We start from the raw sequence: 25,112 nt of genomic DNA, 5'->3' as shown, positions 1-25,112 counted from the left end.
GGTTCGAGCCGTTGTAGGCCCGGTAAGCGCAGCGCCACCGGGCAATAAACCTTAGCGGAAGCTCACCTCTTCGCCTGACTGCGCGGTCGCGGCCTGCTCAAGCAGATCCCAGAACGCTTCACCGCTGCGATCGCAAATCCACTCGTCGCCCTTCAGGTCGAAATGGTAGCCGCCCTGCTTGGTGGCCAGCCACACCTGGTGAAGCGGTTCCTGACGGTTAATAATGATCTTGCTGCCGTTTTCAAAGCTGATGGTCAGTACGCCGCCGTTGATCTCACAATCGATGTCGCTGTCGCCATCCCAGTCGTCAAGGCGTTCTTCGATGGTTTGCCACAGGTTATCGGCAAGGCGATGGAATTCACTGTCATTCATGGTTCTGTTCCTGTTTTTCGTGATGGCGGCAGTATAACGCTAAATAATTCCGGTTGCAGGTTAGCGGCAAACTCTTGCTTTTGTGCCTTCTCCTGCGATGATAGAAAACAGAAAGCATGAACTTACAGGCAACCTGATAATGAAAAACGTTTTTGGAACGCTTGCCGTTCTCCTCGCACTGTTTAGCCTGAGTGGCTGTGGTCTGAAAGGGCCGCTCTATTTCCCACCGGCAGATAAAACCGCGCCGCCACCGACCAAAAAAGCGCAAAGCCCTGTACAAACCACCATGCCAGATCGTAACGATCGCGGCGACAATGGCGGCCCAAGCCAGGTGAATTACTGACGCGCGTTGCGAACCGCGCAATGGAGTAAATAATGCAGTTCTCTAAAATGCATGGCCTTGGCAATGATTTTATGGTCGTCGACGCGGTAACGCAGAATGTCTTCTTTTCGCCGGAGCTGATCCGCCGTCTGGCCGATCGGCACCTCGGGGTAGGTTTTGATCAGCTGCTGGTGGTGGAGCCGCCTTACGATCCGGATCTCGATTTTCACTACCGCATTTTCAATGCCGACGGCAGCGAAGTCTCCCAGTGTGGCAACGGCGCGCGCTGTTTTGCCCGCTTTGTCCGTCTGAAAGGGCTGACTAACAAGCGCGATATCCGCGTCAGCACCGCCAATGGGCGGATGGTGCTGAGCGTCACCGACGACGAACTGGTACGGGTCAACATGGGCGAGCCGAACTTCGAGCCGGCGCAGGTGCCGTTCCGCGCCAACAAAGCGGAAAAGACCTATATCATGCGCGCCGCAGAACAGACAGTCTTGTGCGGCGTGGTCTCCATGGGGAACCCGCACTGCGTGATTCAGGTTGATGACGTCGCGACCGCGCCCGTTGAGACGCTCGGTCCGGTGCTGGAAAGCCATGAACGTTTCCCTGAGCGCGCCAATATTGGATTTATGCAGGTCATCACTCGCGATCACATCCGTCTGCGCGTCTATGAACGCGGGGCAGGTGAAACACAGGCGTGCGGCAGCGGTGCCTGTGCCGCCGTCGCGGTGGGGATTGCGCAGGGTTTACTGGCGGAAGAGGTACGCGTGGATTTACCAGGCGGCCGTCTTGATATCGCCTGGAAAGGCCCGGGTCAGCCGCTGTATATGACGGGCCCGGCGACACAAGTTTACGACGGGTTTATCCATCTATGAAACAACCAGGAGAAGAACTGCAGGAAACGCTGACGGAGATGGACGACCGGGCGGTTGTTGATTATCTGCTGCGCAATCCTGAGTTTTTCATTCGCAATGCCCGCGTGGTTGAAGAGATGCGCGTGCCGCATCCGATCCGCGGTACGGTTTCACTGGTCGAATGGCATATGGCGCGCGCGCGCAACCATATCAACCATCTGGAAGAGAACATCTCGCTGCTGATGGAGCAGGCCACCAGTAATGAAGGTCTTTTCCATCGTCTGCTGCATCTGCAGTCGCGACTGGCCTCGGCCAGCAGCCTGGACGAATTTTTGCTCCGCCTGCATCGCTGGGCGCGCGAGCTGGGGCTGGCCGGGGCAACCCTGCGCCTGTTCCCGGACCGCTGGCGCATTAGCCCCCCCTCCAGCTTTACCCATCTGGCGCTATCGCGTCAGTCGTTTGAGCCGCTGCGCATTCAGCGCATGGGGCGTGAGAACCACTATCTTGGGCCGCTGAATGGTCCGGAGCTGCTGGTGGTCCTGCCGGAGGCCAAAGCCATCGGTTCGGTGGCTATGTCGCTGATGGGACGCGACGGCGATCTCGGGGTGATGTTGTTCACCAGCCGCGATCCGCAGCACTATCTGCAGGGACAAGGGACGCAGCTGCTCCAGGAGATCGCGCAGATGCTGCCCGAGCTGCTGGAACGCTGGATCGAACGCGTATGACGGATGCTCTGCTGGCCCCTGCCGTCACGCGTTTTCTGCGCTATCTGGGCGTTGAGCGCCAGCTCAGCCCCATCACACTGGTAAACTATCAGCGTCAGCTTGATGCCATCATGCAGCTGGCCGACGAGATCGGCCTGACGAGCTGGCAGCAATGTGACGCCGCCACGGTGCGAACCTTTGCCGTGCGCAGCCGCCGAAAAGGGCTTGGCCCTGCCAGCCTCGCGCTGCGTCTGTCGGCCCTACGCAGCTTCTTCGACTGGCTGGTAAGCCAGGGCGAGCTTAACGCCAACCCCGCCAAAGGGATCGCCGCGCCGAAAGCGCCGCGCCACCTGCCGAAAAATATCGATGTCGATGACGTTAACCGCCTGCTGGATATCGATCTCAACGATCCGCTGGCGGTACGGGATCGGGCGATGCTGGAGGTGATGTACGGCGCAGGGCTACGTCTTTCCGAGCTGGTGAACCTCGATATCAAACACCTCGATCTGGACACCGGCGAAGTGTGGGTAATGGGCAAAGGCAGCAAAGAGCGCCGCCTGCCCATTGGCCGCAACGCCGTGGCGTGGATTGAACACTGGCTCGATCTGCGCGGCCTGTTCGGCACCGAAGAGGATGCGCTGTTCCTCTCAAAGCTCGGGAAGCGTATCTCGGCGCGTAACGTGCAAAAACGCTTTGCCGAGTGGGGGATCAAGCAGGGGCTGAACAGCCATGTTCATCCGCATAAACTGCGCCACTCGTTCGCCACGCACATGCTGGAGTCCAGCGGCGATCTACGCGGCGTGCAGGAGCTGCTGGGCCACGCCAATTTGTCCACCACCCAGATCTATACCCATCTTGATTTTCAACACCTTGCCTCGGTGTACGACGCGGCGCATCCACGCGCCAAACGGGGGGAAATAATGCGTTTTTATCGTCCATTAGGCCACATCTCAGCACTGACGTTCGACCTTGATGACACCCTTTACGACAACCGCGAGGTGATCCTGCGTACCGAGCAGGAAGCACTGGCGTTTGTGCAAAACTACCATCCGGCGTTAAAGACGCTGGAAAATAAAGAGTTTCATCGCCTGCGTCAGGCGTTACGGCAAACCGAGCCGGAAATCTATCACGACGTCACCGAGTGGCGTCGCCGCGCCGTTGAGCAGGCGATGCTCAATGCCGGCCTGACCGCCGCCGAAGCCGCGCTGGGCGCAGAAGCGTCGATGGCGCACTTTGCCCAATGGCGCAGCCGTATCGACGTGCCGCAGGAGACCCACGACACCCTGGCGAAGCTGGGCCAGAAGTGGCCGCTGGTGGCCATCACCAATGGCAACGCCCAGCCGGAGCTGTTTGGCTTGGGTGACTACTTCGAGTTTGTCCTGCGCGCGGGCCCGCACGGGCGCTCCAAACCCTTTAACGATATGTACCATCTGGCGGCGGAGAAGCTCGGCCTGCCGCTGGGGGAGATCCTGCACGTGGGCGATGACCTGACGACCGACGTCGCCGGCGCGATCCGCTGCGGGATGCAGGCCTGCTGGATTAAGCCGGAAAAGGCCGATCTGATGCAGACCGCCGACAGCCGCCTGCTGCCGCACATCGAAATTTCACGGTTGGCATCCCTCACCACGCTGATATAATCATCAGTACTATTGTATAAATTACCAGGGTTTTGCAGTCGTAGGCCCGGTAAGCGAAGCGCCACCGGGCGTTTTGCAGTGTTCCTGATTACTACGTGACGGTGCCAATGGACGTTTCTTACCTGCTCGACAGCCTTAATGACAAACAGCGTGACGCGGTTGCCGCGACGCGCACCAATATGCTGGTGCTGGCAGGGGCGGGCAGTGGTAAGACACGCGTGCTGGTACACCGTATCGCCTGGCTGCAGAGCGTGGAGAACTGCTCGCCGTACTCAATTATGGCGGTGACCTTCACCAACAAAGCGGCGGCGGAAATGCGCCACCGTATCGCCCAGCTGATGGGCACCAGCCAGGGCGGCATGTGGGTCGGTACCTTCCACGGGCTGGCGCACCGCCTGCTGCGTGCGCATCATCTGGACGCCAACCTGCCGCAGGATTTCCAGATCCTCGACAGCGAAGACCAGCTGCGTCTGCTGAAGCGCCTGATCAAGGCCATGAACCTCGACGAGAAGCAGTGGCCGCCGCGTCAGGCAATGTGGTACATCAACAGCCAGAAAGACGAAGGGCTGCGCCCGCACCATATCCAGAGCTTTGGCAACCCGATTGAGCAGACCTGGCAGAAGGTCTATCAGGCCTATCAGGAGGCCTGCGATCGCGCCGGGCTGGTAGATTTCGCAGAGCTGCTGCTGCGCGCCCACGAGCTGTGGCTCAACAAGCCGCATATCCTGCAGCACTACCGCGAACGCTTTACCAATATCCTGGTGGACGAATTCCAGGATACCAACAACATTCAGTACGCGTGGATCCGCCTGCTGGCGGGCGACTCCAGCAAGGTGATGATCGTCGGCGATGACGATCAGTCGATCTACGGCTGGCGTGGCGCCCAGGTGGAGAACATTCAGCGCTTCCTGAAAGACTTCCCTGGCGCAGAAACTATCCGCCTGGAGCAGAACTACCGCTCCACCAACAACATTCTGAGCGCGGCCAACGCCCTGATTGAAAACAACAACGGGCGTCTGGGTAAAAAGCTGTGGACCGAGGGCATCGACGGCGAGCCGATCTCGCTCTACTGCGCCTTCAATGAGCTGGACGAAGCCCGCTTCGTGGTTAACCGGATCAAAACCTGGCAGGACAACGGCGGCGCGCTGGAGAAGTGCGCCATTCTCTACCGCAGCAACGCCCAGTCGCGCGTGCTGGAAGAGGCGCTGCTGCAGGCGAGCATGCCGTACCGCATCTATGGCGGGATGCGCTTCTTCGAACGCCAGGAAATCAAAGACGCGCTCTCCTATCTGCGCCTGATTGCCAACCGTAACGACGACGCGGCCTTTGAGCGCGTGGTCAACACGCCAACGCGCGGCATCGGCGATCGTACCCTCGACGTGGTGCGCCAGACCTCCCGCGACCGCCAGCTGACCCTGTGGCAGGCGTGTCGCGAACTGCTGCAGGAGAAGGTCCTCGCCGGACGTGCGGCCAGCGCCCTACAGCGCTTCCTGGAGCTGATTGAAGCCCTGGCGCAGGAAACCGCCGACATGCCGCTGCACGTTCAGACCGACCGGGTAATCAAAGACTCCGGCCTGCGCATGATGTACGAGCAGGAGAAGGGCGAGAAGGGTCAGACCCGTATCGAGAACTTAGAGGAGCTGGTGACGGCGACGCGCCAGTTCAGCTACAACGAAGAAGATGAGGACCTGATGCCGCTGCAGGCGTTCCTGTCCCATGCCGCGCTGGAAGCGGGCGAAGGGCAGGCCGACACCTGGCAGGACGCCGTCCAGTTGATGACCCTGCACTCGGCCAAAGGGCTGGAGTTCCCGCAGGTGTTTATCGTCGGCATGGAGGAGGGGATGTTCCCGAGCCAGATGTCGCTGGATGAGGGCGGGCGTCTTGAAGAAGAACGTCGTCTGGCCTACGTCGGCGTGACCCGCGCGATGCAAAAGCTGACCCTGACCTATGCGGAAACCCGTCGTCTGTACGGCAAAGAGGTTTACCACCGCCCGTCGCGTTTTGTTGGTGAACTGCCGGAAGAGTGCGTGGAAGAGGTCCGTCTGCGGGCCAGCATCAGCCGCCCGGTCAGCCATCAGCGTCTGGGTGCGCCGATCTCGGAAAACGACAGCGGATTCAAACTCGGCCAGCGCGTGCGCCACGCCAAATTCGGGGAAGGCACGATTGTGAACCTCGAAGGCAGCGGGGAACACAGCCGTCTGCAGGTGGCGTTCCAGGGGCAGGGGATCAAATGGCTGGTGGCCGCTTATGCCCGGCTGGAAGCAGTGTAACTTTCCGAAAAATATCACTATTTTTTAATAAGCTGCCAGGCTTAAACGCTGAAGGGCATTTAAAGTTCTTCAGCGTTTCGTTGCGTGTTGACGCCGCTGTGACTGCTGGCGTAACATGCGCGCACGATTACGCTAAGAGGACATTCGCCTTGGACACACCCAGTAGATGCTGGCTCAATTCCCTGTCATCCAGGAACAACTCCTAAGGCTATCTCCTCACGCTGATGCCCTTAGTGGTTGTCAGCGACAGTTATTCCCGTCGCGCTGAGTCAGGCTGTTTAATGGTCTGAAACCCAATTTGTTTCTGTGTGCCCACCGAACTGTCCGATATTTTTTGCATTGGGAGTCCCGGTCATGCTGAGCGCATTTCAACTGGAAAAGAACCGACTGATTCGGCTTGAAGCTGAAGAGTCACAACCCCTCATTGATGCCGTTTGGGTGGATCTGGTCGAGCCGGACGACGACGAACGCCTGCGCGTACAATCTGAGCTCGGACAAAGCCTGGCCACCCGCCCGGAACTGGAAGACATCGAGGCATCGGCCCGTTTCTTCGAAGACGAAGACGGTCTGCACATCCACTCCTTTTTCTTCTTCGAAGATGCGGAAGATCACGCCGGTAACTCCACTGTCGCATTCACCATTCGCGATGGCCGCCTGTTTACCCTGCGTGAGCGTGAACTGCCCGCGTTCCGTCTCTACCGCATGCGCGCCCGTAGCCAGGCGATGGTGGACGGCAATGCCTATGAGCTGCTGCTTGACCTGTTCGAAACCAAAATCGAACAGCTGGCGGACGAGATTGAGAACATCTACAGCGATCTGGAAGAGCTGAGCCGGGTGATCATGGAAGGCCATCAGGGCGATGAGTACGACGAAGCGCTGTCGACCCTGGCGGAGCTGGAAGATATCGGCTGGAAGGTGCGTCTGTGTCTGATGGATACCCAGCGCGCGTTGAACTTCCTGGTGCGCAAGGCGCGTCTGCCGGGCGGTCAGCTGGAGCAGGCGCGTGAGATCCTGCGCGATATCGAATCCCTGCTGCCGCACAACGAATCCCTGTTCCAGAAGGTGAACTTCCTGATGCAGGCGGCGATGGGCTTTATCAACATTGAGCAGAACCGCATCATCAAGATCTTCTCGGTGGTCTCGGTGGTGTTCCTGCCGCCTACGCTGGTGGCCTCCAGCTACGGGATGAACTTTGAGTTTATGCCGGAGCTGAAATGGAGCTTTGGTTATCCGGGGGCGATTGTCTTTATGGTGCTCGCCGGTCTCGCGCCGTATCTCTACTTTAAGCGCCGCAACTGGCTTTGATGGTTGCGCCCGGTGGCGCTACGCTTACCGGGCCTACGATCGGGTTCCCTCTCCCTGTGGGAGAGGGTGAGGGCAACACTACAATCCTTTGCGCGTCCTGCGCTGGGTATAAATCGCATCCGCCACAAACACCGCCAGCGCCACCCAGATAAAGGCAAAGGTCACCATCTTATCCGCACCCGGCACTTCGCCGTAGAACAGCACCGCCAGCAGGAACATCAGCGTCGGACCGATGTACTGGAAAAAGCCCAGCGTCGACAGGCGCAGACGCGTTGCCGCACCGGTAAAGCACAGCAGCGGGATAGTGGTGACCACACCGGCCGCTATCAGCATCAGATTCAGTGACCACGGGTTACTGCCCATATGGCTGGTGCTGCTGTCGGCAATGCCGAACAGGTAAATCGCGGCCACCGGCAGCAGCCACAGGGTTTCAAACAGCATCCCGGTTTGTGCTTCCACGGCGATTTTCTTACGCACCAGGCCATAGAAGGCGAAGCTGAACGCCAGCCCCAGGGCGATCACCGGCAGCGAGCCGAAGGTCCAGAGCTGAACCAGCACGCCGCAGAGGGCGAGGAACACCGCCAGCCACTGCATCCGGCGGAAGCGCTCGCCGAGAAACAGCATCCCCAGCACGATATTCACCAGCGGGTTAATGAAGTAGCCGAGGCTCGCCTCCAGCATATGCTGGTTGTTAACCGCCCAGATGAACAGCAGCCAGTTGCCGCCAATCAACACGGCAGACAGCGCCAGCAGGAAAATTTTCTTTGGCGTTTGCAGGAGCGTTTTCACCCCCGACCACTGACGGCTTACGCTCATCAGCGCCACCATAAAGAAAAACGACCAGATCACGCGGTGGGTAAGAATTTCGTCAGCGGGGACGTAGTGAATCAGCTTGAAGTAGGCGGGCGCGATACCCCAGATAAAATAAGCGGCAAGTGCGAGTAAAACGCCCTGCCGCGTCTGTTTAGCATCCATCAGGAAAATCCGTTACAAAAAAAGTAACGCAATTTTACCCGATTTTACCTTCTCAACCCACCATATAAGTGGCGGTTGCGCTGGCGATATAAACCTTATCCTCGTTATGCAGCTCGACGCGCGCGACCGCGACTTTATTGCCTGCCCGCAGCAGGCTGCTGCTGGCGGTAAAGCGATTCCCGCGACCGGGGCGCAGATAATCGACGCGCAGATCGATGGTGCCCATCCGCGACAGGCGCTGGCGCAGCTCGTCTTCGTTGATGGTGTCGTGGCGGGTCAGGGTGCTGCCGACGCAGACCAGCCCGGCGGCAACGTCGAGGGCAGAGGCGATCACCCCGCCGTGGAGAATGCTTTGCGCCCAGTTACCGACCATCATCGGCTGGTTGTTAAAGCTCAGCTGGGCAAAATCTTTCTCGTAACGCTCCAGCTCGAGCCCCAGCGCACGGTTGAACGGCATATGGTAGACGAAGATCTCACCGACAAGCTTCAGGGCTTCTTCGGCAGTAAGCGTGGCAGACATAGCGCGTCACATCCTTATTGTTAAAAGGCTGTTGATTTTATGCCTCATTAGTGTGAATTTCTACTTTCAGAACCCGGATATAAGCAGTTAATCATTAATTCTGTAGAATGAATAAACCATAACTATTCATTAAAACAATTTCGCAGGAGAGCATCACCGATGCGGATATATCAGGCCGGGTTCCTGGCGGCGGTTACGCTGCCCTCTGTGGCATTGGCGCAGGACGCGGCAACTCAGGAGGTGCCTGCCGTGCGCGGCAGCATCATCGCTAACCTGTTGGAAGAGCACGATAATCCTTTTACGCTCTATCCCTATGACAGCAACTACCTTATCTACACCGCCACCAGCGACCTCAATAAAGAGGCGATCCGCACCTATGACTGGGCCGACGATTCGCAAAAGGATGAGGTGAAGTTCCAGCTGAGCCTCGCCTTCCCGTTATGGCGCGGCATTCTGGGGCCGAATTCGATTCTGGGTGGCTCCTACACGCAGAGGTCGTGGTGGCAGCTGTCGAACAGCGATGAATCCTCGCCGTTTCGTGAAACCAACTATGAGCCGCAGCTGTTCCTCGGCTTTGCCACCGATTACTCGCTGGCGGGCTGGACGCTGCGGGACGTGGAGTTTGGCTACAACCACATGTCGAACGGCCGCTCCGACCCGACGTCACGCAGCTGGAACCGTCTCTATACCCGCCTGATGGCGCAGAACGGCAACTGGCTGGTGGAGGTAAAGCCCTGGTACGTGGTGGGCAACACCGACGATAACCCGGATATCACCAAATACATGGGCTACTACCAGCTGCGGGTGGGCTATCAGCTGGGCGAAGCGGTGCTGAGCGTGAAGGGGCAGTATAACTGGAACACCGGCTACGGCGGCGCGGAGATGGGCGTCAGCTACCCGCTGACCAAACATGTTCGTCTCTATACCCAGGTCTACAGCGGTTACGGCGAATCGCTGATCGACTACAACTTCAACCAGACCCGCGTCGGCGTGGGCGTGATGCTGAACGATCTTTTCTAGCCTCCTCGAATGTTTTTGTCTTAAACGTTGAAGTTTCTCTCGCAGGCGCTGAAAATAGCGCCTGTTTTTATTTCAGGCAAATGGGGTTGATGTGGTGCAGGCGGAAGTCGTAAATCAGGAGTTGCTGGCTAAACAGGTTTTGCATGAAACCTTTGGCTACCAGCAGTTCCGCCCGGGCCAGGAAACCATCATTAACACCGCCCTTGCGGGCCGTGACTGTCTTGTGGTCATGCCCACCGGCGGCGGGAAATCGCTGTGCTATCAGGTTCCCGCGCTGGTATTGAACGGCCTGACGGTGGTGGTATCACCGCTGATCTCGCTGATGAAAGATCAGGTCGACCAGCTGCTGGCGAACGGCGTGGCGGCGGCCTGTATCAACTCCACCCAAACCCGCGAGCAGCAGCAGGAGGTGATGGCCGGGTGCCGTACCGGACAGGTGCGTCTGCTGTATATCGCCCCGGAACGCCTGATGCTGGATAACTTCCTTGAGCATCTGGCGCACTGGAACCCGGTGCTGCTGGCGGTGGATGAAGCGCACTGTATTTCCCAGTGGGGCCATGATTTCCGTCCGGAGTATGCTGCCCTCGGTCAGCTGCGCCAGCGCTTCCCCGAGCTGCCGTTTATGGCGCTCACCGCGACCGCCGACGACACTACCCGCCAGGATATCGTGCGCCTGCTGGGGCTTAACGATCCGCTGATCCAGGTCAGCAGCTTCGACCGCCCGAATATCCGCTATATGCTGATGGAGAAATTCAAGCCGCTGGATCAGCTGCTGCGCTATGTCCAGGAGCAGCGCGGTAAGTCGGGCATTATCTACTGCAACAGCCGGGCGAAGGTGGAAGACACCGCCGCGCGTCTGCAGAGCCGGGGTTTCAGCGCTGCGGCCTACCATGCCGGGCTGGAAAACCACATTCGCGCCGAGGTGCAGGAGAAGTTCCAGCGCGACGACCTGCAAATCGTGGTGGCAACCGTCGCCTTTGGCATGGGTATCAACAAGCCGAACGTGCGCTTTGTGGTGCACTTCGACATTCCGCGCAATATCGAATCCTACTATCAGGAGACGGGGCGCGCCGGGCGTGATGGCCTCCCCGCCGAGGCGATGCTGTTTTACGATCCGGCCGATATGGCCTGGCTGCGCCGCTGCCTCGAGGAGAAACCGCAGGGGCCGTTGCAGGATATCGAGCGCCACAAGCTCAACGCGATGGGGGCCTTTGCCGAAGCGCAAACCTGCCGCCGCCTGGTGCTGCTTAACTATTTTGGCGAGGGGCGTCAGGAGTCGTGCGGTAACTGCGATATCTGCCTCGATCCGCCGAAACAGTACGATGGGCTGATGGACGCGCGTAAGGCGCTCTCCACCATTGGCCGCGTTAACCAGCGCTTCGGCATGGGCTATGTGGTGGAAGTGCTGCGCGGGGCCAACAATCAGCGTATCCGCGAGATGGGCCATGACAAGCTGCCGGTCTACGGCATTGGTCGCGATCAGAGCCATGAGCACTGGGTGAGCGTCATCCGTCAGCTCATTCACCTCGGCTTTGCGACCCAGAACATCGCCCAGCACTCTGCGCTGCAGCTCACCGAAGCCGCCCGCCCGGTGCTGCGCGGCGTCGTGGAGCTGCAGCTCGCCGTGCCGCGCGTGGTGGCGCTGAAACCGCGGGTGATGCAGAAATCCTACGGCGGCAACTACGATCGCAAGCTGTTTGCCAAGCTGCGTAAGCTGCGCAAAGCCATCGCCGATGAAGAGAATATCCCGCCATACGTGGTGTTTAACGACGCGACGCTGATTGAGATGGCCGAGCAGATGCCGCTCAGCGCCAGCGAAATGCTCAGCGTTAACGGCGTCGGCACGCGTAAGCTGGAGCGTTTTGGTAAGGAGTTTATGGCGCTGATCCGTTCCCATACGGATGGTGATGATGAGGAGTAGTCAGCCCGGCAAAAAAAGTGCCAGGATGATGACTCCCTGAACTATTTCCCCGCGAGTTAAATATGTTAACCCTGTTTCTGACCGTGGCGCTGGTGCATATTGTGGCGCTCATGAGCCCTGGCCCTGACTTTTTCTTCGTCTCCCAGACGGCGGTGAGCCGCTCCCGCAAAGAGGCGATGATGGGCGTGCTGGGCATTACCCTTGGCGTCATGGTCTGGGCTGCCGTGGCGTTGCTGGGCCTGAACCTGATCCTCGAAAAAATGGCGTGGCTGCACAACATCATTATGGTCGGCGGCGGTCTGTATCTGTGCTGGATGGGCTATCAGATGCTGCGTGGGGCGTTCAGGAAAGAGGACCGCGCGGCGCCTGAGCCAAAAATGGAGCTGGCGGCCAGCGGGCGTAGCTTTGTGAAAGGGCTGCTGACCAACCTCGCCAATCCAAAAGCGATTATCTATTTCGGCTCGGTATTTTCACTGTTCGTGGGTGAAGACGTCGGGGCCGGCGCGCGCTGGGGCATTTTCCTGCTGATCGTGCTGGAAACCTTCGCCTGGTTCACGGTGGTAGCGAGCCTGTTTGCGTTGCCGTCGATGCGTCGCGGGTATCAGCGTCTGGCGAAGTGGATTGACGGCGTTGCCGGCGCGTTATTCACCGGCTTCGGCATTCACCTGATCCTGTCCCGATAAAGAGGGGAAGGCTAATCGTAGGCCGGATAAGCGTAGCGCCATCCGGCAATGTGATTAAGCGTGCCGTGCTGACGCCAGCAGCGCACCCACTAGCATAAACAGCGAACCGAACACTTTATTCAGGGCCTTCATCTGACGAGGCCCTTTAATCCATGTCGCAATCCGCGTGGCCAGCGTCGCATAGCCAATCATCACAATAATATCGACCACAATGGTGGTCACACCGAGCACCACGTACTGCATGATCTGGGGCTGATGCGGGACGATAAACTGCGGGAACAGGGCCGCCAGAAAGACGATGCTTTTCGGGTTGGTCAGGTTCACAAACACCGCGCGCTTAAACAGGCGGCCCCGGCTTTGCGTCTGAGCCAGGGTGTTCAGGTCGATGGCACCCGCGGCGCGCCACTGCTGAATGCCCAGCCAGATAAGGTAGGCCGCACCGGCCCACTTCAGCACTTCAAAGGCCAGCACCGAGCGGGAGAAGAGCGTGCCGAGCCCCACGCCAACCAGCACGATGTGAATACCCAGCCCGGTCTGTAACCCGGCAATGGATGCCGCCGCACCGCGATAGCCATGGTTCATGGCGGTGGTCATGGTATTGATGGCCCCGGAACCCGGCGAAAGGCTGAGGATGATGGATGTCAGCAGGTAAGCGAACCACCACTCGAAGGTCATTTGAAGCTCCCGAATCGTCTATTTTTATGCCACAATACGCTAATGTTGCGTCATTTTACGACCCGTCACGAAAAAACGATATTCCTTGGCTTACAGGGGTGTAAACCCGATGTTTCAGCAGAATAAGGACTGGGAAACGCGAGAAAAGGCTTTTGCTGCTTTCTCTATGGGGCCGTTGACCGATTTCTGGCGCCAGCGCGAGGAAGGCGGGTTCACAGGCGTCGATGATGTTCCTGTGCGCTTTGTTCGTTTTCAGGCCGAAACGCATGATTCGGTGATAGCGATCTGCCCTGGCCGGATCGAAAGCTACGTTAAGTATGCCGAGCTGGCATACGATCTCTTCCGGCTGGGCTATGACGTGCTGATTATTGACCATCGTGGTCAGGGGCGTTCCGGACGCATGTTGTCCGACACGCACCGCGGCCATGTGAGTCAGTTCAGCGATTACGTCGATGATTTTTCCGCCTTCTGGGAACAGGAAGTACAGCCCGGCCGGTGGCGAAAACGCTTTATCCTGGCGCACTCAATGGGCGGCGCAATCGCCACGCTGTTTTTACAGCGCCACCCGCAGCACCAGTGTGATGCCATTGCCCTGAGCGCCCCGATGTTTGGCATCGTCATGCGCTTCCCGGACTGGATGGTACGCCATATTCTCGACTGGGCTGAGGGCCATCAGCGCATTCGTGAAGGCTATGCCATCGGCACCGGGCGCTGGCGCGCGCTGCCGTTTGCCATTAACGTGTTAACCCACAGCCGGCAGCGTTATCGCCGTAATTTGCGCTTTTATGCCGATGAACCGCGTTTACGCGTCGGCGGGCCAACCTACCATTGGGTGCGTGAAGGCATACTGGCAGGTGAAGAGGCCCTGGCGGGCGCCGGTCAGGACGGTACTCCCACGCTTATCCTTCAGGCAGAAGAGGAGCGGGTAGTGGATAACCGCATGCACGACCGCTTTTGTGAACGGCGAGCCGCAGCCGGTCACCCCTGCGAAGGGGGTAAACCGCTGGTCATAAACGGCGCGTACCATGAGATCCTTTTCGAAAAGGACGCCATGCGCTCAGTCGCACTCAACGCCATCGTCGACTTTTTCGGCAGGCATAACTGATATTCACCAGAGGTTAAATTTTTCTATGTACCAGGTTGTCGCGTCTGATTTAGATGGCACGCTGCTCTCTCCCGACCACACTTTATCGCCTTACGCGAAAGAGACCTTAAAACTCCTGACTGCCCGTGGCGTGAATTTTGTCTTCGCCACCGGCCGCCACCACGTTGATGTGGGGCAGATCCGCGATAATCTGGAGATCAAATCCTACATGATTACCTCCAACGGTGCCCGCGTGCACGATCTGGACGGGAATCTGATCTTCACCCACAATCTCGATCGCGACATCGCCACCGATCTGTTCGGTATCGTGCATAACAACCCCGATATCATTACCAACGTCTATCGCGATGACGAATGGTTTATGAACCGTCACCGCCCGGACGAGATGCGTTTCTTCAAAGAGGCGGTCTTTAACTACTCCCTGTATGAACCGGGTCTGCTGGAGCCGGAAGGCATCAGCAAGGTGTTCTTCACCACCGACAGCCACGAAGCGCTGCTGCCGCTGGAGCAGGCGATCAATGCTCGCTGGGGCGACCGGGTTAACGTCAGCTTCTCCACGCTTACCTGTCTGGAAGTGATGGCGGGCGGCGTCTCCAAGGGCCATGCCCTGGAAGCGGTGGCCAAACGTCTGGGCTTTAACCTGCAGGACTGCATCGCCTTTGGCGACGGCATGAACGACGCCGAAATGCTCTCCATGGCGGGTAAAGGCTGCATCATGGAAAACGCCCACCAGCGCTTGAAAGACCTGCACCCGGAGCTGGAAGTGATCGGCACTAACGGTGATAACGCGGTGCCAAAATACCTGCGTAAGCTGTTCCTTGAATAATCTTCATTTGGTTATTTAACGTTCAGTTGTCAACCCAGTAGTTCGCTACAATGCCTGTCCATCTTTCAAAGAGACAAGCATTGTGGCGCTACTCATCATCACCACTATCCTGTGGGCCTTCTCCTTTAGCCTGATCGGTGAATACCTTGCCGGACACGTCGACAGCTACTTCTCCGTGCTGATGCGCGTCGGGCTGGCGGCGCTGGTGTTCCTGCCGTTCCTGCGTACGCGCGGGCAAACGCTGAAAACCATTCTGCTCTATATGCTGGTGGGCGCGATGCAGCTTGGCATCATGTACCTGTTCAGCTTCCGGGCTTACGTCTACCTGTCGGTCTCGGAGTTCCTGCTGTTTACGGTGCTGACGCCGCTCTATATCACCCTGATTTACGATCTGCTGAGTAAACGCCGTTTGCGCTGGGGCTACCTGCTGAGCGCTGCGCTGGCGGTGGTGGGCGCGGCGATCATTCGCTACGACAAAGTGAGCGATCACTTCTGGACCGGGCTGATGTTTGTCCAGCTCGCCAACATCAGCTTTGCGATCGGCATGGTGGGCTATAAGCGCCTGATGGAAACCCGCCCGATGCCGCAGCACAACGCCTTTGCCTGGTTCTACATGGGGGCAGCGATCGTGGCGGTGGTAGCGTGGTTCATGCTGGGGAATCCGCAGAGGCTGCCGACCACCACGCTGCAGTGGAGCGTGCTGATCTGGCTGGGGGTCGTGGCATCCGGGCTGGGTTACTTCATGTGGAACTACGGCGCCACGCAGGTGGACGCCGGAACGCTGGGGATCATGAACAACGTCCATGTCCCTGCGGGCCTGCTGGTGAATCTCGCCATCTGGCAGGAACAACCGCACTGGCCGAGCTTCATCATTGGGGGGACGGTGATCCTGGCTTCACTGTGGGTACATCGCCGTTGGGTCGCTCCGCGCTCCGGACAAACGGCAGATGGTCGCAAGCGTGATTCCGCGCTGAGCGAATAAAGGCCTCGGTCACCGGTTGACGCTGCTCGCCATCGCGTACAGCAGAGTACAGCCGGCTCCACAACCCCTCGCCCAGGGTCTTGGTCACCACCAGACCCTGGCGTTCAAAACTCTCCACCACCCAGTGCGGCAGCGCCGCAATGCCCATTCTGGCCGCCACCATCTGAATCAACAGCAGGGTGTTATCCACGCTTTTCAGCTGCGGGTTGATGCCTGCCGGCTGCAGGAAGTGACGCCAGATATCCAGACGACTGCGCTGGACCGGGTAGATCAGCAGCGTTTCCGTCGCCAGATCTTCCGGCGTGATGCGCGTTTTCGCGGCCAGCGGATGATCCGGGGCCAGCACCAGGCGCACTTCGAAATCAAACATCGGCGAATAGTGCAGCCCGCTGCGAGGCAGAATGTCCGAGGTCATCACCAGATCCAGCTCGCCCTGCACCAGGGACGGCTGCGGATCAAAGGTCACACCGGAGTTAAAGTCCATCTCCACCTGCGGCCACTTCTGGCGGAAGTTCTCAAGCGCGGGGGTCAGCCACTGAATACAGCTGTGGCACTCAATAGCGATACGCAGTTTGCTCTGCTGCGGCTCATGGCAGGCCTGCAGCGCGCTGGCGATCTGCGGCAGCACCTGATTGGCCAGCTGCAGCAGGATTTCCCCCTGCGGCGTAAAGCGTAGCGGCTGACTTTTACGCACAAACAGACGGAAGCCAAGGCGTTGTTCCAGATCGCTGAACTGGTGAGAAAGGGCGGATTGCGTCTGGTGCAGCGTGGCCGCCGCCGCCGCGAGAGAACCGCAGTTCCGCAACGCTTGTAGCGTTTTCAGGTGTTTTATCTCGATCATGAAAGTCCTTCACTTCGCCATGAACATATTGCGCTTGAGGAATATACAGTACTTGCGAATTATAGATGTGTAAACATCTGGACGGCTAAATCCTGAAAATTCCATAAGGGGCATACCATGACAATTCGCAACCACACCCTCGGTTTCCCGCGCGTCGGCCTTCGCCGCGAACTGAAAAAAGCACAAGAGAGCTACTGGGCAGGCAACGCAACGCGTGACGAACTGCTGGCGGTGGGTCGCGAGCTGCGCGCCCGTCACTGGGAGCAGCAGAAACAGGCGGGCGTGGATCTGCTCCCGGTGGGCGATTTCGCCTGGTACGACCATGTTCTGACCACCAGCCTGCTGCTTGGCAACGTGCCGGCTCGTCATCAGAACAGCGATGGATCGGTGGATATCGACACCCTGTTTCGCATTGGCCGTGGCCGCGCACCCACCGGCGAGCCCGCGGCGGCGGCAGAGATGACCAAATGGTTTAACACTAACTACCACTACATGGTGCCGGAGTTCGTGAAGGGCCAGCAGTTCAAACTGACCTGGACCCAGCTGCTGGATGAGGTGGACGAAGCGCAGGCGCTGGGCCACAAGATCAAACCTGTCCTGCTGGGCCCGGTGACATATCTGTGGCTGGGCAAAGTGAAGGGCGAGCAATTTGACCGCCTGAGCCTGCTCAACGATATTCTGCCGGTGTACCAGCAGGTGCTGGGCGAGCTGGCAAAACGCGGCGTTGAGTGGGTGCAGATCGACGAACCGGCGCTGGTGCTGGAGCTGCCGCAGGCGTGGCTGGATGCTTTCAAACCGGCGTATGACGCCCTCGCGGGCCAGGTGAAGCTGCTGCTGACCACCTATTTCGAAGGGGTGACCCCAAACCTCGACACCATCACCGCGCTGCCGGTACAGGGCCTGCACGTGGACCTGGTTCACGGTAAAGATGACGTTGCTGAGCTGCACAAACGCCTGCCGTCCGACTGGCTGCTCTCTGCCGGGCTGGTGAACGGGCGTAACGTCTGGCGCGCCGATCTCACTGAGAAATATGCGCAGATCAAAGACATTGTCGGAAAACGCGAGCTGTGGGTGGCCTCGTCCTGCTCCCTGCTGCACAGCCCAATCGACCTGAACGTGGAAACCCGACTGGATGCGGAAGTGAAGAGCTGGTTCGCCTTCGCCCTGCAAAAATGTGAAGAGCTGGCCCTGCTGCGCGATGCGCTGAATACGGGCGACACGGCGGCGATTACCGAATGGAGCGCCCCGATTCAGGCCCGTCGTCACTCAACCCGCGTGCACAACCCGGCCGTGGAAAAACGTCTGGCGGCCATCACTGCCCGGGACAGCCAGCGTCAGAGCGCCTATGAGGTGCGTGCCGAAGCCCAGCGTGCCCGTTTCAACCTGCCGGCCTGGCCGACCACCACCATTGGGTCTTTCCCGCAGACCACCGAGATCCGCGGCCTGCGTCTGGACTTCAAAAAGGGCAATCTGGATGCCAATAACTACCGCACCGGCATCGCCGAACACATCAAACAGGCGATTGTGGAGCAGGAGAGTTTAGGTCTCGACGTGCTGGTGCACGGTGAAGCCGAGCGTAACGACATGGTGGAGTACTTCGGTGAACACCTCGACGGGTTCGTGTTTACCCAGAACGGCTGGGTGCAGAGCTACGGCTCCCGCTGCGTGAAGCCGCCGGTGGTGATCGGCCACGTCAGCCGTCCGGAAGCGATCACCGTGGAGTGGGCGAAGTACGCCCAGTCCCTGACCGACAAGCCGGTAAAAGGCATGCTGACCGGTCCGGTGACCATCCTCTGCTGGTCCTTCCCGCGTGAAGACGTGACGCGTGAAACCATCGCGAAACAGATTGCCCTGGCGCTACGGGATGAAGTGGCAGATCTGGAAGCGGCGGGCATCGGCATCATCCAGATCGACGAACCGGCGCTGCGCGAAGGTCTGCCGCTGCGTCGCAGCGACTGGGAGGCGTACCTGGCCTGGGGCGTGGAAGCCTTCCGCATTAACGCCGCCGTGGCGAAGGATGATACCCAGATCCACACCCACATGTGTTACTGCGAATTTAACGACATCATGGATTCCATTGCCGCGCTGGATGCCGACGTGATCACCATCGAGACGTCCCGTTCCGACATGGAGCTGCTGGAGTCGTTCGAAGAGTTCGACTACCCGAACGAAATCGGGCCGGGCGTATACGACATTCACTCCCCGAACGTGCCGAGCGTGGAGTGGATCGAAGCCCTGCTGCAGAAAGCGGCCCAGCGTATCCCGGCAGAGCGCCTGTGGGTGAACCCCGACTGCGGTCTCAAAACCCGCGGCTGGCCGGAAACCCGCGCCGCGCTGGCGAACATGGTGAAGGCTGCGCAGAATTTGCGTCAGGGTTAACCCCGGCGGCAGGATTGCCGGGCGGCGCTGACGCTTGCCCGGCCTACGTTAAGTCTTCCTGAGAAATTAAAATTCCCTTGAAAGCGTAATATAACCATTAAACCTGACAGAGCATTCATCTTTGTTCATAAGGCTGGAGGCAATAAATATATCTTTCTTCATTTCATTATTAATATAAATATATTTCGCTGTTAGCGATTGCGTATAATTTTCATAATAGCTTTCAAAGTAAGCACTTTCAGGTATTGTCGCTTTACCCTGTGCCATCGCGCTTTCGTAATCGATTTTAGCTAACGATCTTGCGTACAGTTTTGATACGGGAGAGGTGTCGATAACGTTAACAATCGTTTTGTTTCTCAGAATAGTCGATGTATCGATCTGCAAATCTCGTGAGATAGTATCAAATAAAGTGGTTTCCATTGAGGCGCCGACAATAGCACACCCCTTGTTCTGTGCTTCTGAGAGTAACGGAACCATTAAAAATATCCAGAGGAGTTTTTTTCTAAACATTTAATCCTCCACGACTAATATTTTATCACTGCTTGCGGCAATAATTTTACGACTGGATAAATTCAGAATGATACAGCCATCGGATGCTTCTCCCGGATGCGCTGAACTTTCACCATGTATCATAAAACTATCCCGGCCACACATGTCGATACCGGCATAAGGTGTTAATCTCATCGTCCATGCTTTGGTTTTAGGGTGATAGAAGGCAGCCCCTATTGTATAAGTTCCTCTTGGTAACGGGCCTTTGTTTTTTACGCATTCATTTGCCGAGTCGTTTTTAAACCCAGGCCTTCCTGCATACAGACCATCAAACTGATAAGTGCCATCCAGATAAAAAGAGTGCGAACTTACTTTATAAACCCACGTCATACTACAGCCTCCTGCTCAGCACCCCATCTATCTGTATGAATAATATTCCCATCCAGATAGTGCCATGTGATTATTTCGTAAGCTAAATAAAAAGCTTCAAGATGATTGTGCCTTTCAAAGGTAGAGTTTTTAATGTCGAACATTAACGGTTCTATTCCATTAACCCTGACATTTTCCATTGTTATACGGAAATATTCCTCTTCCTGACCATTGTGATTTATATGAAAAAATTTAAGCTCTGCTTTCTTAAATTTTTTACCAGCAGATACGCCTTTATAAAGGTAAGGCGATGAGCTATCTATTTCTTTGATTAAAGCAAAGTCACCATGGATACGTTTGCCAGTAATTTTACCTGTAAGGTTGTCCGTGGGAAGATCGACAGAATGCATAAACTCTATAATCTCGATACTTCCTTCTCTTCCTCGTATATCAACGGAACCTTTAACCTGATTTCCTGCATAGTCTGTTAACCAAAGATAGACGGGTATAGCCATCTTATAACCTCCTGTTTTAAGAATAGATATTAAAACCAGCGTACGCCCGGCATACAGAACAGGGAACGATAAAAGTATGGTTAATTTCCTAAAGCGTTTGTACCTGGTGAAGGATCACAAAATCAGGAGGTGAAGAGGGTTAACCCAGGGACACGATTTAATGTCATTTGTAGGCCCGGTAAGGCGCCGCCGCCACCGGGCAATTTACGCCTGCCCGTCCATCAACCGGCTAATATGAATGCTCAACCACGTCAGTTCATCTTTCGGCAGGGTGAGCTGATACTTATCCTGCACGTAGTCGCGGATCGCCCAGGCCACGGTCATCGCGTCCGGGCGGTGACGCATCAGCTCCTGATAAAAATCGTCGGTCTCAGTGAGGGCGATTTTCCCGGCCAGTACTCGCTCGGCAAAATAACGCAGATGGGTAATAAAGCGCATGTAGTTAACCGACTGCGTATCGATGCTCTTACCCAGCTTATAGCGCACGATATCGGCGATGCGGTTGACCAGCTCAACCTGCTGGTGGGCGGTGCTGTCGTCGTCCTGGCTGGTGGCGTTGATCAGATGAAAGGCGATGTTCACCGCCTCTTCTTCGGGTAATTCCACCTCAAACTTCTCATTCACCTGGGCGCGCGCCTGCAACCCCACGCTGTACTCCTGTGGGTAGTAGCGCTTCACTTCCCAGCTCAGCTTATTGAGGATCCTCTGCCCGCTGCGGCTGCGCTCCACCGCAAAGTGCAGATGCTCAGCAAGGGTAAAGAGCAATACAGAATTGAGCTTATCTCCGCACAGGCGGCGTGCGAGGATAAGAATTTCATGGCTAATGTCGAAGAACGCCGCAGGAATGGTATCCGTCAGGGATAAAAAATGGCGGGATTTGAGATCGCTCAGCGGCAGGAATACTTTCTCCACCTGCGCCATGTCGATATTCGTTCCAGGTTTCGCGCCAAAGCCGATCCCTTTGCCGAACAAAATCATCTCCCGCTGGTCGTTATCGACCAGCAGCATACTGTTATTAAGCGACTTTTTTATCGTTATCACGGTTATTCCTGCGGCATGGCCGGTTAGCGCATGTCTGCGCCATTGCTGGCAATCACTTTTTTGTACCACGAGAAGGAGTCTTTTTTCAGGCGTTTCAGCGTGCCTTTGCCTTCATCGTCCTGATCGACATAGATAAAACCGTAGCGCTTGGACATCTGCGAGGTGCCCGCACTGATAATGTCGATGCATCCCCAGGTGGTGAATCCCATCACATCCACCCCTTCATTTATAGCTGCCAAAGTTTGTTCGAAGTGGGCGCGGAAATAGTCGATGCGGTAGCTGTCGTGGATCGCGCCGTTTTCTACCACATCCTTCGCGCCGAGGCCGTTCTCCACGATAAACAGCGGCTTCTGGTAGCGATCGTACAGCTCCAGCAGGGAGATTTTCAGCCCGACAGGGTCAATCTGCCAGCCCCATTCGGACGCCGGCAGGTACGGATTTTTCACTCCCAGAACGGTATTCCCGGGGATGCGCTCCACGTCCGGCTGGGTCGATTCGGTCATCGACATGTAGTAGCTAAAGGAGACGAAATCGACGGTATGATCCTTTAAAATGTGGCGATCGTCGGCCTGCATTTCGATCTGGATGTCCCGACGTGCCAGATCCCGCAGGATCAGCGGTGGATATTCGCCAAACACCTGCACATCGGCGTAGAAGTAGTTCTCCAGATTCTTCTTCAGCGTCGCCTCTACATCTTCCGGACGGCAGCTGTGCGGATAGGTGGTGAGCTTGGTCAGCATGCACCCGACCTGGCTGCCCGGGATTTTGGCGTGGCAGTCGCGCGTCACCAACGCAGAGGCGACAAACTGGTGATGCAGCCCCTGATAGATATCCTGCTGTGCTTTGCCCGGTGCGCTTTTCTCTTCCCGGATGCCCGCCGTGGTAAACGGGTGGCGGTGGATACTGTCGATCTCATTGAAGGTCAGCCAGTAGCGGACCAGATCTTTGTAGCGGTCGAAACAGACGTTGCTGAAGCGCACGAAGGCATCCACCACGTTGCGGTGCACCCAGCCGTTATATTTTTCGCTCAGGGCCAGCGGCATTTCGTAGTGGGAGAGGGTCACCAGCGGCTCGATGTTATGGCGACGCAGCTCGCGGAACATCTCTTCATAAAACTGCAGCCCCGCCTCGTTTGGCGCGGCGTCCTCACCGGTCGGGAATATACGTGACCAGGCGATCGACACCCGCAGCACGCTATAGCCCATCTCGGCAAACAGGGCGATATCGTCCTTATAGTGGTGATAAAAATCGATGCCGCGACGTTTCGGGTAGAGCGCGTCATTTTTACCTTCGAACGCGTCGCGGATGTTTTCGTCGGTCAGCGCCATATGGCCGCTGTAATCCTTCACGGACAGGTTGGGCTTCCAGGTGATGGCGTCAGCTACGGACGGCCCTTTGCCATCCACATTCCATGCCCCTTCAGCCTGATTGGCGGCTATGGCGCCGCCCCATAAAAAACCTTGCGGAAACGGGAGGGATTTCTCCATTACACGGACTCCTTAAGCGTCATGATGATATGCGGATTTGGATTCTTATCGTCGGTATTACCTGGTGTCAGCGAAAAGCGTTCGCCGTTAGTGACCACCATCATCACCACCGGATCGAGCCCGGCGGCAGCAATGGTATCGAGTGAAAATTCAATCAGCGTGTCGCCGCTTTTAACATGCTGGCCCTCCACCACCCGTGGGGAGAAGCCTTCGCCCTGCAATCGGATGGTGTCGATGCCGATATGGAAAATCAGCTCGACGCCCGCGTCGGTGAGCAGGCTTAACGCATGGCCGCTGTCAAATACGTTCACAATGGTTCCATCTGCCGGGGCCCGCAGCACACCCTGAGAAGGGATAATCGCGATCCCGTCGCCCATGATTTTGCGGGAGAAGACGTCATCGTTCACGTTTTCAAGCGGGATGATCTGCCCCTCAACCGGACGGGTGAAGCTCAGCGCGTCGCTGTTTTCAGCCGCTTTGTCGCGCCACAGCACGAAGGCACTGATAAAGGCCACGGCAAAGGATAACCCCGCCCCGGCGAAGGCCCAGACGATGTTCATGGGGTTATCCGGAGAGACAAACATTGAGATGCTGGCAAGGCCAGGGCCAACGAGGGCAAAGGCCTGAATCGCCATCCAGCCGATAAAGGCCCCGCCGACAATGCTGCCGAGGATCACGCTGTAAAGCGCCTTTTTATTCAGCAAGGTAACGCCATACAGCGCCGGTTCGGTGATGCCGAACAGGGCGGAGATCCCGGCGGAGAAGGCGGTGGATTTCAGCACCTTATCTTTGCTCTTGAGGGCAATCGCCAGGCATGCGCCGGACTCGGCAATATTGTGCGCCAGCGACGCGGGCAGATAGAGCATCTCACGCCCGAACTGGCTCATGGAGGCCACGGCGTAAGGCAGCATCGGCTTGTGCATCCCGGCGGCGACCATAAAGGGCAGGGCGGCGGCCAGCAGCCCCGTTGCCACAAAACCCAGTTTGCCGTACAGCCATAAAATCACCGTTGCCAGACCGGCACCCAACTCGTAGCCCAGCGGCCCTAGGATCAGCAGCGTGACGGGGACCGTCACCAGCAGAGAGAGCATCGGCGAGAGAAAAATGCGCAGCGCGCCGGGCGAGTAGCGGTTGAACAGCTTTTCCGTCCGGGCGTAAAAGAGCACGCACAGAATCGCCGGGAAGACCTGCGAGGCGTAGGCCACGTTGCGCAGATCAAACGACATGAACGCCGTTCCGTCGGCCAGCTGTTTGGTCATCGCCGGCAGCACCATCACGGAAACTGCCGAAACGGCAACCAGCACGTTTACCTTCAGCTTCATCGCCGTGGTGATCGCCACCAGGATCGGCAGGAAGTAGAGCGGCGCGGAGCCGATATTATCCAGGACCTTGTAGGTCGAACTGTCCCGGCTGAGCCAGCCCATGACGTCCAGCAACAGCAGCAGCGATTTCAGGACACCGCCACCGGCAATGGCAGGCACCAGCGGCTGAAAAACGCTGATCACGAAATCAACAATCTGCGCGCCACGGCTGATTCTGGCAGGCGCATGTTGTCCTCCCGCCTGAGGTGAACCCACCAGCGAGCGCACTGCCTCAAAGACCTGCACCACGTCGTGACCAATAATTACCTGGCACTGCACGTTAACGCGCACGCCCAGCACGCCGTCGACCTTGGCCAGCACCGCTTCATTGACCTTGCCATTGTCGTACAGGCTCAGCCGCAAGCGGGTGGAGCAGTGTTCGATATGTTCGATATTCTCAGCACCGCCGACCTGGGCGATGATCTCCAGCGCTGTTTGCAAGTGGTTCATGTTCTG

24 protein-coding genes and 1 pseudogene are annotated in these 25,112 nt (G+C 57.5%); 14 read left to right on the top strand and 11 right to left on the bottom strand.

The window, feature by feature from the left end; translation table 11 throughout:
• Window positions 1-51 precede the first annotated feature (51 nt).
• Window positions 52-372 (bottom strand): iron donor protein CyaY, encoded by a 321-nt coding sequence (gene cyaY / locus AAHB66_RS22700; RefSeq protein ID WP_156264857.1) that lies wholly within the window; start codon window positions 370-372, stop codon window positions 52-54.
• Window positions 373-511: 139 nt separating this feature from the next.
• Between cyaY and AAHB66_RS22695 the strand changes: the two genes are divergently transcribed.
• From AAHB66_RS22695 to corA, 7 genes and pseudogenes are all read left to right on the top strand, one after another.
• Window positions 512-715, top strand: coding sequence for a lipoprotein (locus AAHB66_RS22695; RefSeq protein ID WP_106995931.1), 204 nt, complete (start codon window positions 512-514; stop codon window positions 713-715).
• Between the two features lie 32 nt (window positions 716-747).
• Window positions 748-1,572 (top strand): diaminopimelate epimerase, encoded by an 825-nt coding sequence (gene dapF / locus AAHB66_RS22690; protein ID WP_347114672.1) that lies wholly within the window; start codon window positions 748-750, stop codon window positions 1,570-1,572.
• Window positions 1,569-2,276 carry a DUF484 domain-containing protein gene (locus AAHB66_RS22685; RefSeq protein ID WP_347114671.1) on the top strand — a complete coding sequence of 236 codons (708 nt, stop codon included), beginning with the start codon at window positions 1,569-1,571 and terminating at the stop codon, window positions 2,274-2,276. The genes dapF and AAHB66_RS22685 overlap by 4 nt, the downstream gene beginning before the upstream one ends.
• A pseudogene (gene xerC / locus AAHB66_RS22680) lies at window positions 2,273-3,172 on the top strand (tyrosine recombinase XerC); the annotation flags it as partial. The gene AAHB66_RS22685 and the pseudogene xerC, both read left to right, overlap by 4 nt.
• Window positions 3,173-3,175: 3 nt before the next feature.
• Window positions 3,176-3,892 carry a 5-amino-6-(5-phospho-D-ribitylamino)uracil phosphatase YigB gene (gene yigB / locus AAHB66_RS22675; RefSeq protein WP_347116547.1) on the top strand — a complete coding sequence of 239 codons (717 nt, stop codon included), beginning with the start codon at window positions 3,176-3,178 and terminating at the stop codon, window positions 3,890-3,892.
• Window positions 3,893-3,999: 107 nt separating this feature from the next.
• Window positions 4,000-6,162 (top strand): DNA helicase II, encoded by a 2,163-nt coding sequence (gene uvrD / locus AAHB66_RS22670; protein WP_347114670.1) that lies wholly within the window; start codon window positions 4,000-4,002, stop codon window positions 6,160-6,162.
• A 354-nt stretch (window positions 6,163-6,516) separates the two neighbouring features.
• Complete coding sequence (gene corA, locus AAHB66_RS22665) at window positions 6,517-7,467, top strand: magnesium/cobalt transporter CorA (RefSeq protein ID WP_032615131.1); 951 nt, start codon at window positions 6,517-6,519, stop codon at window positions 7,465-7,467.
• 78 nt (window positions 7,468-7,545) lie between these two features.
• Here corA and rarD read toward each other — a convergent pair whose 3' ends face one another.
• The gene (gene rarD, locus AAHB66_RS22660) at window positions 7,546-8,442 is read right to left on the bottom strand and encodes an EamA family transporter RarD (protein ID WP_347114669.1); all 897 of its coding nucleotides are present in this window, start codon (window positions 8,440-8,442) and stop codon (window positions 7,546-7,548) included.
• A gap of 52 nt (window positions 8,443-8,494) precedes the next feature.
• A complete protein-coding gene (gene yigI, locus AAHB66_RS22655) occupies window positions 8,495-8,962 on the bottom strand; it encodes an acyl-CoA thioesterase YigI (protein WP_347114668.1) in 468 nt (155 codons plus the stop codon).
• Between the two features lie 159 nt (window positions 8,963-9,121).
• On the opposite strand from yigI, the gene pldA reads away from it, so the two are divergent.
• The 3 genes from pldA (at window position 9,122) to rhtC (ending at window position 12,586) form a co-directional block, all read left to right on the top strand.
• Window positions 9,122-9,982 carry a phospholipase A gene (gene pldA, locus AAHB66_RS22650; protein WP_347114667.1) on the top strand — a complete coding sequence of 287 codons (861 nt, stop codon included), beginning with the start codon at window positions 9,122-9,124 and terminating at the stop codon, window positions 9,980-9,982.
• 91 nt (window positions 9,983-10,073) lie between these two features.
• A complete protein-coding gene (gene recQ, locus AAHB66_RS22645) occupies window positions 10,074-11,903 on the top strand; it encodes an ATP-dependent DNA helicase RecQ (protein WP_347114666.1) in 1,830 nt (609 codons plus the stop codon).
• Between the two features lie 62 nt (window positions 11,904-11,965).
• Entirely contained in the window at window positions 11,966-12,586 is a 621-nt protein-coding gene (gene rhtC, locus AAHB66_RS22640) for a threonine export protein RhtC (protein WP_347114665.1), read from the top strand.
• A gap of 54 nt (window positions 12,587-12,640) precedes the next feature.
• On the opposite strand, the gene rhtB is transcribed toward rhtC, so the two are convergent.
• The gene (gene rhtB / locus AAHB66_RS22635; protein WP_347114664.1) at window positions 12,641-13,261 is read right to left on the bottom strand and encodes a homoserine/homoserine lactone efflux protein; all 621 of its coding nucleotides are present in this window, start codon (window positions 13,259-13,261) and stop codon (window positions 12,641-12,643) included.
• 109 nt (window positions 13,262-13,370) lie between these two features.
• Here rhtB and pldB point away from each other — a divergent pair, with 109 nt between their 5' ends.
• The 3 genes from pldB (at window position 13,371) to AAHB66_RS22620 (ending at window position 16,174) form a co-directional block, all read left to right on the top strand.
• Window positions 13,371-14,366 carry a lysophospholipase L2 gene (pldB, locus tag AAHB66_RS22630; protein WP_347114663.1) on the top strand — a complete coding sequence of 332 codons (996 nt, stop codon included), beginning with the start codon at window positions 13,371-13,373 and terminating at the stop codon, window positions 14,364-14,366.
• Between the two features lie 25 nt (window positions 14,367-14,391).
• Window positions 14,392-15,192, top strand: a complete 801-nt coding sequence (gene yigL / locus AAHB66_RS22625; RefSeq protein ID WP_333854887.1) for a sugar/pyridoxal phosphate phosphatase YigL — start codon at window positions 14,392-14,394, stop codon at window positions 15,190-15,192.
• Window positions 15,193-15,274: 82 nt separating this feature from the next.
• A complete protein-coding gene (locus AAHB66_RS22620; RefSeq protein WP_347114661.1) occupies window positions 15,275-16,174 on the top strand; it encodes a carboxylate/amino acid/amine transporter in 900 nt (299 codons plus the stop codon).
• Here AAHB66_RS22620 and metR read toward each other — a convergent pair.
• On the bottom strand, window positions 16,062-17,015 hold the full coding sequence (metR, locus tag AAHB66_RS22615) for an HTH-type transcriptional regulator MetR (protein WP_347114660.1): 954 nt from the start codon (window positions 17,013-17,015) through the stop codon (window positions 16,062-16,064). The two genes, AAHB66_RS22620 and metR, sit on opposite strands and share 113 nt — an antisense overlap.
• Window positions 17,016-17,132: 117 nt before the next feature.
• Between metR and metE the strand changes: the two genes are divergently transcribed.
• Window positions 17,133-19,394 (top strand): 5-methyltetrahydropteroyltriglutamate--homocysteine S-methyltransferase, encoded by a 2,262-nt coding sequence (metE, locus tag AAHB66_RS22610; protein WP_347114658.1) that lies wholly within the window; start codon window positions 17,133-17,135, stop codon window positions 19,392-19,394.
• 66 nt (window positions 19,395-19,460) lie between these two features.
• Here metE and AAHB66_RS22605 read toward each other — a convergent pair whose 3' ends face one another.
• From AAHB66_RS22605 to AAHB66_RS22580, 6 genes are all read right to left on the bottom strand, one after another.
• Window positions 19,461-19,904, bottom strand: coding sequence for a Shiga toxin A subunit (locus AAHB66_RS22605; RefSeq protein ID WP_347114657.1), 444 nt, complete (start codon window positions 19,902-19,904; stop codon window positions 19,461-19,463).
• Entirely contained in the window at window positions 19,905-20,273 is a 369-nt protein-coding gene (locus AAHB66_RS22600) for a tlde1 domain-containing protein (RefSeq protein ID WP_347114656.1), read from the bottom strand.
• Window positions 20,270-20,767: a type VI secretion system tube protein TssD gene (gene tssD, locus AAHB66_RS22595; RefSeq protein WP_347114655.1), complete on the bottom strand. Its 498-nt coding sequence runs from the start codon at window positions 20,765-20,767 to the stop codon at window positions 20,270-20,272. Before tssD ends, AAHB66_RS22600 begins: the two co-directional genes overlap by 4 nt.
• 204 nt (window positions 20,768-20,971) lie before the next feature.
• On the bottom strand, window positions 20,972-21,808 hold the full coding sequence (locus tag AAHB66_RS22590; RefSeq protein WP_347114654.1) for a PRD domain-containing protein: 837 nt from the start codon (window positions 21,806-21,808) through the stop codon (window positions 20,972-20,974).
• Window positions 21,809-21,831: 23 nt separating this feature from the next.
• Window positions 21,832-23,295 carry a family 1 glycosylhydrolase gene (locus AAHB66_RS22585; RefSeq protein WP_347114653.1) on the bottom strand — a complete coding sequence of 488 codons (1,464 nt, stop codon included), beginning with the start codon at window positions 23,293-23,295 and terminating at the stop codon, window positions 21,832-21,834.
• Window positions 23,295-25,106 carry a beta-glucoside-specific PTS transporter subunit IIABC gene (locus AAHB66_RS22580; protein ID WP_347114652.1) on the bottom strand — a complete coding sequence of 604 codons (1,812 nt, stop codon included), beginning with the start codon at window positions 25,104-25,106 and terminating at the stop codon, window positions 23,295-23,297. The genes AAHB66_RS22585 and AAHB66_RS22580 overlap by 1 nt, the downstream gene beginning before the upstream one ends.
• Window positions 25,107-25,112 lie beyond the last annotated feature (6 nt).

Source organism: Leclercia sp. S52 (assembly GCF_039727615.1).
Taxonomy (GTDB): domain Bacteria; phylum Pseudomonadota; class Gammaproteobacteria; order Enterobacterales; family Enterobacteriaceae; genus Enterobacter; species Enterobacter adecarboxylatus_B.
The sequence above is the reverse complement of the archived record's forward strand: the minus strand, read 5'-3'. Positions and strand labels throughout refer to the sequence as shown.

Coding starts and splice junctions, on each gene's coding strand:
- cyaY (WP_156264857.1), bottom strand. CDS start 372: ATGAATGACAGTGAATTCCATCGCCTTGCCGATAACCTGTGGCAAACC.
- AAHB66_RS22695 (WP_106995931.1), top strand. CDS start 512: ATGAAAAACGTTTTTGGAACGCTTGCCGTTCTCCTCGCACTGTTTAGC.
- dapF (WP_347114672.1), top strand. CDS start 748: ATGCAGTTCTCTAAAATGCATGGCCTTGGCAATGATTTTATGGTCGTC.
- AAHB66_RS22685 (WP_347114671.1), top strand. CDS start 1,569: ATGAAACAACCAGGAGAAGAACTGCAGGAAACGCTGACGGAGATGGAC.
- yigB (WP_347116547.1), top strand. CDS start 3,176: ATGCGTTTTTATCGTCCATTAGGCCACATCTCAGCACTGACGTTCGAC.
- uvrD (WP_347114670.1), top strand. CDS start 4,000: ATGGACGTTTCTTACCTGCTCGACAGCCTTAATGACAAACAGCGTGAC.
- corA (WP_032615131.1), top strand. CDS start 6,517: ATGCTGAGCGCATTTCAACTGGAAAAGAACCGACTGATTCGGCTTGAA.
- rarD (WP_347114669.1), bottom strand. CDS start 8,442: ATGGATGCTAAACAGACGCGGCAGGGCGTTTTACTCGCACTTGCCGCT.
- yigI (WP_347114668.1), bottom strand. CDS start 8,962: ATGTCTGCCACGCTTACTGCCGAAGAAGCCCTGAAGCTTGTCGGTGAG.
- pldA (WP_347114667.1), top strand. CDS start 9,122: ATGCGGATATATCAGGCCGGGTTCCTGGCGGCGGTTACGCTGCCCTCT.
- rhtC (WP_347114665.1), top strand. CDS start 11,966: ATGTTAACCCTGTTTCTGACCGTGGCGCTGGTGCATATTGTGGCGCTC.
- rhtB (WP_347114664.1), bottom strand. CDS start 13,261: ATGACCTTCGAGTGGTGGTTCGCTTACCTGCTGACATCCATCATCCTC.
- pldB (WP_347114663.1), top strand. CDS start 13,371: ATGTTTCAGCAGAATAAGGACTGGGAAACGCGAGAAAAGGCTTTTGCT.
- yigL (WP_333854887.1), top strand. CDS start 14,392: ATGTACCAGGTTGTCGCGTCTGATTTAGATGGCACGCTGCTCTCTCCC.
- metR (WP_347114660.1), bottom strand. CDS start 17,015: ATGATCGAGATAAAACACCTGAAAACGCTACAAGCGTTGCGGAACTGC.
- metE (WP_347114658.1), top strand. CDS start 17,133: ATGACAATTCGCAACCACACCCTCGGTTTCCCGCGCGTCGGCCTTCGC.
- AAHB66_RS22605 (WP_347114657.1), bottom strand. CDS start 19,904: ATGTTTAGAAAAAAACTCCTCTGGATATTTTTAATGGTTCCGTTACTC.
- AAHB66_RS22600 (WP_347114656.1), bottom strand. CDS start 20,273: ATGACGTGGGTTTATAAAGTAAGTTCGCACTCTTTTTATCTGGATGGC.
- tssD (WP_347114655.1), bottom strand. CDS start 20,767: ATGGCTATACCCGTCTATCTTTGGTTAACAGACTATGCAGGAAATCAG.
- AAHB66_RS22585 (WP_347114653.1), bottom strand. CDS start 23,295: ATGGAGAAATCCCTCCCGTTTCCGCAAGGTTTTTTATGGGGCGGCGCC.
- AAHB66_RS22580 (WP_347114652.1), bottom strand. CDS start 25,106: ATGAACCACTTGCAAACAGCGCTGGAGATCATCGCCCAGGTCGGCGGT.